10 protein-coding genes and 2 tRNA genes are annotated in these 11,175 nt (G+C 34.3%); 6 read left to right on the top strand and 6 right to left on the bottom strand.

Annotated features, from left to right (window positions below):
• Positions 1 to 251 precede the first annotated feature (251 nt).
• On the bottom strand, positions 252 to 1,271 hold the full coding sequence (locus HAW63_03005; GenBank protein MBE8162936.1) for a hypothetical protein: 1,020 nt from the start codon (positions 1,269 to 1,271) through the stop codon (positions 252 to 254).
• 130 nt (positions 1,272 to 1,401) lie between these two features.
• Here HAW63_03005 and HAW63_03000 point away from each other — a divergent pair, with 130 nt between their 5' ends.
• The 4 genes from HAW63_03000 to HAW63_02985 all read left to right on the top strand — a co-directional run bounded on the left by HAW63_03000 (position 1,402) and on the right by HAW63_02985 (position 5,074).
• On the top strand, positions 1,402 to 1,563 hold the full coding sequence (locus HAW63_03000; GenBank protein MBE8162935.1) for a hypothetical protein: 162 nt from the start codon (positions 1,402 to 1,404) through the stop codon (positions 1,561 to 1,563).
• Complete coding sequence (locus HAW63_02995; GenBank protein MBE8162934.1) at positions 1,560 to 2,405, top strand: phosphatase PAP2 family protein; 846 nt, start codon at positions 1,560 to 1,562, stop codon at positions 2,403 to 2,405. The genes HAW63_03000 and HAW63_02995 overlap by 4 nt, the downstream gene beginning before the upstream one ends.
• A complete protein-coding gene (gene eptA, locus HAW63_02990; protein ID MBE8162933.1) occupies positions 2,383 to 3,978 on the top strand; it encodes a phosphoethanolamine--lipid A transferase EptA in 1,596 nt (531 codons plus the stop codon). The genes HAW63_02995 and eptA overlap by 23 nt, the downstream gene beginning before the upstream one ends.
• 67 nt (positions 3,979 to 4,045) lie before the next feature.
• Positions 4,046 to 5,074 (top strand): hypothetical protein, encoded by a 1,029-nt coding sequence (locus HAW63_02985; protein MBE8162932.1) that lies wholly within the window; start codon positions 4,046 to 4,048, stop codon positions 5,072 to 5,074.
• Between the two features lie 18 nt (positions 5,075 to 5,092).
• Here HAW63_02985 and HAW63_02980 read toward each other — a convergent pair.
• From HAW63_02980 to ilvA, 4 genes are all read right to left on the bottom strand, one after another.
• Positions 5,093 to 5,178 (bottom strand) — tRNA-Tyr (locus HAW63_02980).
• Positions 5,179 to 5,186: 8 nt separating this feature from the next.
• Positions 5,187 to 5,262, bottom strand: a tRNA-Thr gene (locus tag HAW63_02975).
• Between the two features lie 65 nt (positions 5,263 to 5,327).
• Positions 5,328 to 6,437, bottom strand: a complete 1,110-nt coding sequence (gene hisC / locus HAW63_02970; protein MBE8162931.1) for a histidinol-phosphate transaminase — start codon at positions 6,435 to 6,437, stop codon at positions 5,328 to 5,330.
• Positions 6,438 to 6,449: 12 nt separating this feature from the next.
• Positions 6,450 to 7,688 (bottom strand): threonine ammonia-lyase, encoded by a 1,239-nt coding sequence (gene ilvA / locus HAW63_02965; protein MBE8162930.1) that lies wholly within the window; start codon positions 7,686 to 7,688, stop codon positions 6,450 to 6,452.
• A 142-nt stretch (positions 7,689 to 7,830) separates the two neighbouring features.
• Here ilvA and HAW63_02960 point away from each other — a divergent pair, with 142 nt between their 5' ends.
• Entirely contained in the window at positions 7,831 to 8,970 is a 1,140-nt protein-coding gene (locus HAW63_02960) for a hypothetical protein (protein ID MBE8162929.1), read from the top strand.
• A 168-nt stretch (positions 8,971 to 9,138) separates the two neighbouring features.
• On the opposite strand, the gene HAW63_02955 is transcribed toward HAW63_02960, so the two are convergent.
• Complete coding sequence (locus HAW63_02955) at positions 9,139 to 10,320, bottom strand: hypothetical protein (GenBank protein MBE8162928.1); 1,182 nt, start codon at positions 10,318 to 10,320, stop codon at positions 9,139 to 9,141.
• Positions 10,321 to 10,627: 307 nt separating this feature from the next.
• On the opposite strand from HAW63_02955, the gene HAW63_02950 reads away from it, so the two are divergent.
• Positions 10,628 to 11,122 carry a hypothetical protein gene (locus HAW63_02950; GenBank protein MBE8162927.1) on the top strand — a complete coding sequence of 165 codons (495 nt, stop codon included), beginning with the start codon at positions 10,628 to 10,630 and terminating at the stop codon, positions 11,120 to 11,122.
• Positions 11,123 to 11,175 lie beyond the last annotated feature (53 nt).

Raw genomic sequence — 11,175 nt, 5'->3', positions numbered from 1 at the left:
TATTGTCTCAAAACTCTCCATACTAGATGTATCATATTCATCTTGATAGCCCCAACCTACATCATTACCACCCTCACCATAAGCAGAGTTTCCTAGTAGTAACAATAAAACTAATGTATAAGAAAAAAATTTCATAAATCCTCCAAGATTAAGGATTTTTCGACCATTTTGTTGGTAAACTTTAAGACAAAAGTCGGTGATTAAGGGTTTTTCTCAAATTAATACAAGTATTTAAAAAAACCACCTAAAAACTATTTAGCACCAGCCTCTTTGTAGAGCTGATTTACCTCACTTTTTTCAATAGGGTAGCAAGAGCCTCCTGTATGGCCTTTAATTAACTTACGGTAATAAATGTGTTCTTTATTACTATAATATGTAGCCCCAGAGTGAACACATACTAAATTATAATCATACGAGCCTTTTTTTTTATTCAAGCTCTTTTGAAAAATAGGCCCTCCCGAATAACCACCGCTTGATATACAGTCATGAATTATTTCATTTTTTTTTGCATCATGCCAACGGGTCCTTGTATTTGATGGGTCAAATAATCCACAGTTTTCTGACACCATTAACTTGTTATAAAGTCTATCTCTTCCTACTAATAACATACTAACATCTTCATGATCATTATTATTATAAGCTTTGTACTTAATATTGCCTTGCCTATCTATATAGCGAGTTTTATTAATACTATCGGTTATCGTCACCGTAGATGTCCAAAATCCATAAAAATCTTCTAAAGTGGCTACCGCTATATCATGTTCAAACGGAACACCACACTGGTGGTTAGTAGCCCTTGTTTTAAATTTGTATTCATAAACTTGACCATACCGACTTTTATCATTGCCCACATAAGTGTGTTGAAATACGCAAGATTCCAAAGGAACCCTCGTTTTGCCATTACAAGTACTATGCCCCGCAAATAAAATAGTGGGGGCCTTATCACGAAGTACTAAAGTTCCTGTGGCAGCGAAGTTATAATTTTTATAATCAGTGCACTTTATAATCCCCACTGCATTTAAGGGGCTGTATATTTCATCATCGGTAATCTCTCTTATTCTTCCCCTAGTATTGGTCCAACGACTAGCATTAATGGCCTCTTCAATGTCGTCGGTATTGTTTTGCAAATTTTGTACAACTTGCTTTGCACAGTCTAACTTTCCTCCTTCCACAGGCATTCTTACTTGGGCGGGTAAAGAAAAACTAACTAGCAAAGTAAAAACAAAGATTAGTGCTTTTAAATAATAAGGCCGCAATAAAACAAAGTGCATAAATAATTATTCAATCTCTTTAAAAAGAACACAACCTTCCAATGCCTTCTAGGAAATATAATCAGCCTTAAGTCTGTTAAATTTTTAGAAAAAAAAATACAAAGTTCTATACAAACACGGGTTATAGCTTATGCTTGAATTTGAATTTGGTGTTTGGGTTTGGTGTTTGGTGTTTGGGTTTGGTGTTTGGGTTTGGTGTTTGGGTTTGGGTTTGGGTTTTAGTTTTAGTTTTAGTTTTAGTTTAGGTTTAGGTTTTAGTTTAGGCTTGGGTTTGGGTTTGCAAAAAATATGAAAATACATTTAAAAATTACTGGATTACTGTTTTTACTCGGCATAGTGGTTGGCATTGGCTTTTATGGAATCCATAAAGATTATTACACCTCCACACAAATGGATATTTTTTTGGTAATAAATCATGCGTTATCGGGAACAGTTTTTGGGCCAAATTTTTGGTTAAATATTACAGCACTGGGCGACGCCTTAATTTTATTTCCACTGCTTTCTTTTTTTGTTTTTAAAAATACCCAAGCATGGGCAGCCCTTTTTGGAGCTGTGCCACTATCTGCAATTTTAAGTCATTTTGGCAAAGCCTTTTTTTCTGTTTCAAGGCCCGCTGCAATTATTGACGCCGATAAATTTACAATAATGGGCAAAACTTTAACCGGGGCAACCAGCTTACCCTCGGGCCACACCATAACTATTTTTGCTATGGTGTCTGCGGTTTTATTGGTTTTATTTTACAACAACAAAAAAAATTACAACAACAGCAACAACAGCAGCAGAAAGGCTTTTGCAGTATGGGCTGTGGGCTTAATTAGCTTAGCCTTTGTAGTGGCTATTTCACGCGTTGCCATTGGTGCTCATTGGCCCGCCGACCTTTTGCTTGGTGCAATTTTTGGTTTTTTTGGTGGCCTTAGTGGCGCTATTTTAACTTTTAAATATTCAACATGGTGGCGCTGGATAACTAAACCACAGTTTTGGTATGTTAAGGCTTTAATAATAATAGCAGTGTCTTTTGCAATGATAGTAGAATATTCTCAACTAGTGGTTGCATGGTTGTCGTTAATTGTAGCCGTGTTTGTTACGATAAAATTATTAGCCCTAAAGAAAAATGTCCTTAACGAAAGCCTTTAATTTTATTTTTTTTTCAAAAAACCGCTGGAAGATATCTGCCAGTCGATTTGTACTGCTATTAGCATTAGTAAATACCGTTTTATTTAACTCTGCTCTTTTTTCTTTTGTTGCCTTAAATGTAAATATATACACCCTTAGCGGAATTATAATTGCAAGCTCCATACTGGTTATTGTTTTTCTTTTTAATATATTATTTATTTCTATATTTTCCATTATAACCCCCCTTTTAGTTAAATGGTTGTTTATAATTACAGCATTTATAAATTCCATAGCTTTATATTACTTAATTTCTTATCAAGTTACTTTAGACCGAACAATGATGGGAAATATATTTAACACAAAAACTTCCGAATCCTTTGCGTTATTAACCCCAACATTGTTAATTTATATTTTTATATTTGCCGTCATTCCAAGCCTTCTTATATTAAAAATTAAAGTAACCCCATTAAACAGATTAAAAATTCTTTTTAATGGATTTTTAATTTTTGTAATAAGTATTTTTTTTCTTTACCTAAACTCCTCTAACTGGTTATGGATAGACAAGCATGCTAAATTATTAGGTGGCAAAATGCTACCGTGGTCTTATATTATTAACAGCGTTCGCTATTATTCGGGCATATCACGAAGTAAAAAAAAACAAATACTACTACCTAAAGGCACATTCTTTAACAACAAAAAAGTGGCTGTGGTTTTGGTTATTGGCGAAACCGCGAGGGCTCAAAATTTTAGCTTGTATGGGTATCCCAGAAATACTAACCCTCAATTACATTCTGAAAAAAATCTACTGGTTTTTAACAAAACAACTTCTTGTTCAACATACACCACTGCTTCTGTGGCTTGCATGTTGTCTCATAATAACGGTAAGGGTAATTACGAACCCCTACCTAGTTATTTAACTCGACTTGGCGTTAATGTTATTTGGCGAACTAACAATTGGGGCGAGCCACCCATTTATACCTCTAAATATCAAAAAAGTTCGGAGTTAAAAAAACAATGTCATGGAAAAGAATGCCAATTTGATGAAGTTTTACTAACAAAAATTAATGAAGAAATACAATTATCTAAAAAGAAAAAAACATTTATTGTGTTGCACACTTATGGAAGCCACGGGCCAAGCTACTATGCTAAGTACCCTTCAAAATTCGAAGTTTTTTCGCCCGTTTGTCGCCACGAAGAGTTAAGCAAATGTACACAACAAGAACTAATAAACGCTTATGATAATACAATATTGTATACCGATTATTTTTTACATAAAACAATACAAAAACTAAAAAAGTTAAAAATGCCTGTAATGCTTATATATGCTTCTGATCACGGCGAATCTTTAGGAGAAAATGGCCTTTATTTACATGGCACACCATTTATGTTTGCACCAAAATATCAAAAAGAAATTCCTTTTATTATTTGGAGGTCAAAAGCCTTAATAAAGTTACAGGGCCTAAGCAACAATAAGGTAAAACAGGTGGGCACATTTTCGCATGCAAATATATTTCATACTATTATAGGTACGCTGGGGATAAAGGGAGGTGCGTACAACAAAACGCTAAATATCCTTAAAACTAACTCGCCATAGTGGTAACAATCTTGCATATATATCATAACTGTTTTCACAACTGTTTTTAAAAAAAGGGAGATTAGAAATGAGAAGAAACCACTATTTCGCCAAGCTTAGTTTATTGCTAATGATTACCGCCATTACCTCTTGTGGAGAAAAAACCAGATGGAGTATTTCTGAACCCGTTTTAATTTTACAACCTAAAAAAAACCAAGCGCATATTAGCGCAATCAAAAAAAACAGTGTTAAAACCTCGGTAAACACTAAACTACCCTATGCTTTTTATTTTTCGCAATTTAAACATTTTGTAAATTTATCAGAAGGGCCATCTAATCACTTAGATTTGCAATTAAATAGTCAATTGCATTTTCAAGAAAAAGATTTGGGCTTAGAGTTAAAGGTAATTAGTATTTGTGCTCCCGTAAAAAAGTTGTCTGAACCATTAACTTATATTACCCATATTACTAAAATTAAAATAAAAAACATATTATCTTTTATTAATTTTATACCAAAAAAGGCTTTGCAAATTACCTCCTCCCCTTTACTGCCAGACTTTTTAAAGTGTGATTTTAAATTTACCGCTTATAGCTCGGATAAAGACCAACACCAATTTAAATTGAGTCGAAAAATAAAAACCACATTGGACACCAATGTCTTACAAGGTAACTTACACTTAGCTTTATTTTATTCCGAATATAAAGAGAAAATGAAAGAAATAGAATTAAAAAGTAGTACAAATCCCCTGTCGATAAAAGAGCAAGAGTTAAGTGGCATTTATATCAAGCCCCCCTCTAGCCCTAATAACTTAAAGCTAGAGTGTCAAAACTCTAAACTTAATTCTGTAATAAAAATAAGTGACTGGAAAAAAAAGAAAAAGCATTTATTTTTATCGGAGTTTAATAGTACAGAAAATATTCGCCGCGTAGATATACCTAAAAAAACTTTTTGCAGAGTGCTTGAATACGATCAATTTTATAATATTATTAAGTTAAGCCGTTTATTTTCTATCGAATTAAACAACATCACTTATACTCCAAAACAAAAACGCGAATCTAACTATGGCCCTTGTGATGTAAATAGTCCGCGATATAGGCCTGAAAGTTGTCACCTGTAAGAAGATAAAAAATTGAAATGGTGGAGGGGATAGGATTTGAACCTATGTAGACCGAAGCCAGCGGATTTACAGTCCGCCCCTTTTAACCACTCAGGCACCCCTCCAAAAAAAATGGAGCTGGGTATGGGACTTGAACCCGCAACCTACTGATTACAAATCAGTTGCTCTACCAATTGAGCTAACCCAGCCCGAAATTAAAATCTATAATAAAAATTTAAGCATATCAAGCTTTGTTTAATGTATAAAAATACTTTTATAATGACTTAAAATGCTCTTGTAACAGCTCTATGGCCTTTTTATTTTGCTCCATTGAGCCCACTGTCATTCTCACTTGTGTTTTAAAACCGTAGGGAAATAATGGACGCAACACCAAGCCCTTAGTTAGTAAATCGGCACAAAATTGCTCTGCATTTTTTTTGCAGTCAAATAACACAAAGTTGGCTTGTGATTTTATATAACTCACGCCCATGGCATCAAAAGATTGATAAAAAAATTGTAACCCTTGTTTGTTATTTTCATACACCTTTTGTAAATATTTGGTGTCTTTAATGGCTAGTTTGGCGGCCGCTTGTACAAAAGAATTTACATTAAAAGGATTTCTAACTTTATCAAAGTAACTAATAATTTGAGGGCTTGCTACCAAAACCCCTAAACGCAAGCCTGCTAAAGCATAAGCTTTACTTAAAGTTCTAATAAGGGCTACATGCTTATAAGTTTTTAACCAATCTAAAGTTTTGGGAAAGTCGCTAGCGGTAACAAACTCGTTATAGGCTTCATCAACAACTAATAAAATATTTTTATCTTTACAAAACAAAACTAGTTGTAATAAATCTTCGCTACCAAGATAAGTTCCCGTAGGGTTATTGGGGTTAGGTATAAACACGATTTTAATTTTACTATCTTCAATAATAGCTTGTTTTATGTTGGCAACACTAAAGCTTAAATTTTTATTTAACGGGCATTCTTTAACCTCTACCCTAGCTGCCTGAGCACAAACTTTATAAGCTATAAAAGACCCCTTGGAAACTAACAGCTTTTCTCCCTCTAAAGGATTGCAATAAATGCGAATTAAAAGATCAATAACTTCGTTAGACCCGTTTCCAAAACTTAAATGCTTAGTGTCTATATTGTAAAAATCGGCAAAGGCGTTTTTTAATTCTGTGCATTGAGGGTCGGGGTAAAAGTGTGCCAACTCTACAGACTTAATTAATACTTTTTTTACTTCATCAGAACAGCCTTGTAGATTTTCATTAGAGGCTAATTTAAAAAAAGTGTTTAAGTGATATTGATTTTTAATGGCTTCTAAAGACACGCCAGGTTTATAAGCTTTTAAGTCTTTTATATGCCTAGATACTGTTAACATATTTTTTCCTTTTTATTGAACAAAAAACTTTTTCTGGCGTAAGCCTTCGTTTAACAGTTTTAATTGCTCTTTTCCGGTTAGCTCTAAAAGAACTTCGATTAACACCTCTCCCACAGCTCTGACATCTAAACGGTTATGCTGAATACTTAAAATATTTACATCATATTGTGCTATGATTTTTGTGATTTCGGTTAATAAGCCGGGCTTGTCGGCTGCTACAATTTTTAATTTTGCCCGCTTGCCCATTTGGTAATATCCTCTTTCAATAATAGAGGCTAAAAAATTTAAATTTACATTGCCTCCCGATAACAACACGCAAGAATTTTTTCCTAAATCTAAATTGCCATAAAAAGCCGCCGCCATAGACAAAGCCCCCGAACCCTCTACTAAAGTTTTTGTTCTTTCTAGTAAAAAAACCATAGTTTCTGCAACTTCTTCTTCGGTTACAAAAACAACATCATCGACATATTTTTGAATATAATTTTTATAATTATATTCACTGGGTTTGCTAACATAAGTACCGTCAGCCAAACTAATTCGATATTGATTTTTAGAAACCTGTTCTTGCACATTTAAATTATGAAACCAAGAGTACGCAATAGGGCAAAGTTCGGAAACCACCCCGTAAACTTTAGTGCTAGGACTTAGGGATTTAATGGCCAAGGCTACTCCCGAAATTAATCCTCCCCCTCCAATAGGAACAATTACTGAGTCTAAAGGTTTGTCAGAAATTTTTAAAAATTGTTCTATGATTTCTAATCCAATACCGCCTTGGCCGGCAACAATTTTGGGGTCATCATAGGGGTGCACTAAAAAAGCCCCTTGTTTTTTGCACTGGACAGCGGCGTACTCCATGCTGGCAATAATATCTTTGCCCTCCGAAATAACCTTGGCCCCGTAGCCCTTTGTTGCTTCTACCTTTGCTAAAGAAGCCCTTTTGGGCATTACCACTGTAGAGGGGCAACCCAGTTGAGAGGCCACCCACGCCACACCTTGGGCATGATTACCTGCCGAACAGGCCCACACCCCTTTTTTTTTGATTTCTGGGTTGGTTTCTAGCAAGGAAGAAATTTTATTATATGCCCCGCGAACTTTAAAGCTTCCTGTTTTTTGCAAATTTTCATACTTAATATAAATAGAGCTACCCGCCCTTTGGCTAGCGTTGTTAGAAAAACTAAAGGGAGTGGGTTTTAACTCTGAAGGCAACTTTGCGTAGGCTTTTTTTAAGTCATCTAAATTAAGGGGCTTCACGGGTACCTTTAAAGCAAAATAGCTTTTGTATATTTTTTATACATTTTTTCTACTTTTTAATAGCATAGAAAGCAAATAATTTATATAAAATCTTAAGCCTAGCTCCGATATACCTATTGGTAGATAATTATAAGGAGTATTTATGCGTAATTCACTAAAGAAACAAAAAAATTACTTTATTAGCTTGGGAGTATTAGGGCTGATATTAGTTGGTGGCTTAGTCCTTTTTAGCTTTGATGCTAAAGAGAGCAGTATATTTTCGGGCTCAAGCTCGGAGGCTCACTTAACTGAGTGCAGCTTAGAAGATTGCTCTAAAGCGGAGTTAGAAAAAAAATTATTCGACATACAAACAGCTCTTAATAGTAAAAAAAGTGAAAAACTGACTATTAAACTTAGTAACAAAAAATTAAATATTTTTAATCTGCCTTTAGACTTTAAAAAACAATTAATAGGCTTTGACACAAAACTAAATCAACTAAGAGACTCATCAAAAAAACTAGCAGAAAAAAACTATAACAGCTACTTGGTAGCTATACTTAATCAACTGCAATTAGTTAGAGAAGCGGCCATAAAAAAATTAAGAGTTTCTGATTTTGAAAACACAAAAAAAGCTGCAATAAAAAAATATGTAAATTTAAACATCAATTTGAATCAAATAAAATCCTTTTTATTAGACCACTTGGGTGACTTAACTATTTCTTACCCCAGCGAAAAATATATAGATAGAATGTTGCTAAGTACTCAAATCGATCAAGAACTGCTTACGGCTTTGTTAAACGAGCACCAGTCACGAAATTTAGCCATAACTGCAGAAAAAGAGCAAAAGAAAAATACCGACGACCCTTTACTGCAAGTTAAAAACAATAGTGATATTTGGCGCTCTATTAACTTACACCAACGCGCTCAATCTTTTCTTTTTTCTTTGCAAAGACATAAACAAAACGGTGCATTTAAGCACGCCAGCCATAAGAAGATGTTAGAAAGCATTAAACAAGCAGAAAAGTATTTAGAAGCTTCTAACGCAGAAGATATTAAATTTAAATATAAAATAAGTAGCAACAGTGATTATTACCATACTAAATATAAGTCTGATGGTTATAATCGTTTTTCTACACAACCTTACTACGAGCAGTCGACTTCTTATGACAATAGTCGAAATAATCGAAATGGTCATAATGGTCGTAATAATTTTAGAAATAGTTTTAAAAATAACCAGTCACAAACAAACAAACAAAACAATTCTAAAAGAGCAGGCCGAAATAATCATAGGCTTTTTAATTAGCACTTAGCTGTTGCTGATTAGTGCTTAGCTATTTTTATAGCACTTAGCTGTGCTGATTAGCACTTAGCTATTTTTGCCAAACACTTACTTTAATTATAAAAAAAAAGCCCAGGGTCAATCCCCTGGGCTATGCCATCATGATGTAATAAAGTGCGTATCAAGATGTAATCAAAAGTTGATGGCAATAACTGAATAAAAACCTAACGAATTTTTTGGCCACACTGCTTTAGCAGCATTGCCTGGCAATACAAGATTTACTTGGTTAAACCAACTAAATCTTTCATTGAAGGAGTAATTTACCGATGTGGATAATTCGAACCCCATATCTTTTTTTCCCTCGGCCTGTATGGCTTTTGCATATAATAAAGAAACAGAACCTACAAAATTTTGTAAAAAGCTTGTGCTCACTTTCATAGAGGTGGCCATGGTATTAGTTATTTTTCCGTTTCCGCTGTACCTTAAAAATAAATCTCTAGAAAATTTATTAGCAGAAAAAGAATAAGATTCATCAATGTTGTTTGTGCTGTTAACATCGCCAGAGGCGTACAAAAAACTGTTGTTTATTTGTAAAATATTTTTTGCCAAATTAAAGTTCCAATCTACAGTTAATAAGGCTGCCGACCGAGTGTAGTCCTCCCCTTGTAAAGGCGAACTAAAAACAAGTTCTAAAGCCGTGTTGGCCCAAGGAGTTTTTTTATTAGCAAACACATTGTGCGCCGAAAATTTAAGGTCTTTGTAATATAAATAATTTAACGCCCAATCTTCCCCTCCATATAAAATTTTAAATGACGAGGCGGCTTTATAAGAAGTATCTTTGTCTGCAAGTTTATTTTTTTTAAAATAAATATGCCAAGTTTCTACTTTAATAGAGCCTAACTTAAACCAATAAGCTAATGAAGGGTGAGAATTATCAACAACTTGATTAGCCACAGGCACGGTAAGGTCATCATTGTGAGTAATACCTAATCCAAAAGACAAAGGCTTAATCCCCACATGTCCGCCATGATATTTATAATTATATTTTAAATACAATTGGCTTAAAAAAGTATCGTTTACTTTAGCAATACCCGATTTCCAATTTTTTCTAAGATTTATTGTTCCATCTTCTGTTTGTGCTTGTGAGGATAAAAAATCTAAACGAGAGTGCAAAGACCAGTGATCTAAAATTAACCATGATGGTCGTAAAGTAAATGCGTGCTCTATAATAATACTTCTAGAAGAATCCCCTTCGTTAGGAACTCCCGAATAGGTAACTAAGGTGTAATCACCAGAAATGTCTAAGTCTAGACCCTTAGAGTAGCTGTTTATGCTAATTAACCAAACCAACAGCGAGATAAAAATGTATTTCATACCCAAAGGGTGCGGAAAACTGTTTTCGAAGTCAATAAAAAGCCTGCATTGCCATACCATACCATGCCATTGGTCAGAAAGATCTTTCCCTTGCCTAACAAGGTCTTGTTCCCGTTAAGGTCTTGTCCCCGTTAAGGTCTGTCCCGTTGGTCTTTCCCTTTGGTCTTTCCTTTTGGTCTTTCCTTTTGGTCTTTCCTTTTGGTCTTTCCCCGCTGTTGAAAAAATATTTTTTATAAGCACAGAGTTATCTCTTGAAAATTTTCTAAGAACTGGCTTTACTGTGCACTCAATACTTTAGGAAAACACTATGGCCACCGCCCCTCATGCATACAGTTCAGACACTCTACAAAAAGCCTACCAGTGGTTGCAAAATAATCCTCAACATCAAAGCAGCATTCAAAGCTCTGACCAATTAGTAGCTTTATACTTAAGCGAAACAAAAGGACTACAATCTTTTGATTTTGCTCCCAACACCACAACTAGTCTTTTTTTAAGTCAAAACACTAACAAACCTTCTATTAATAATATTAATATTACAAAAAAAAATACTAAAGCTAATTTACCTTTAAAGACTGACGGTATTGTAAGTGATGTTGATTCTGGCATTGGTGGTGTTTGCGGTATTGCTGATGATGTTGCTGTTGCTGGCGCTGGCGATAATACTACCGATAGTTTTTTTGCATTAGACAAAACCAGCTTAGGTTACTTAAAAGAAACGCAAAAAACATTTAACCTTAGCACTCAATCCGAAGCACTAAGGCTACTTCTATCCATTGGGTATGAAAAATTACATAAAATCTAATTTCGCTGCTAATTTAAAGCCCGACTGTTCGGCTAATTTAAAATCTAATTTCG

Source organism: Pseudobdellovibrionaceae bacterium (assembly GCA_015163855.1).
In the GTDB taxonomy this organism is placed as follows: domain Bacteria; phylum Bdellovibrionota; class Bdellovibrionia; order Bdellovibrionales; family UBA1609; genus JAAOIH01.
Note: the sequence above shows the minus strand (reverse complement) of the source record. Positions and strands in the feature narration are given on the sequence as shown.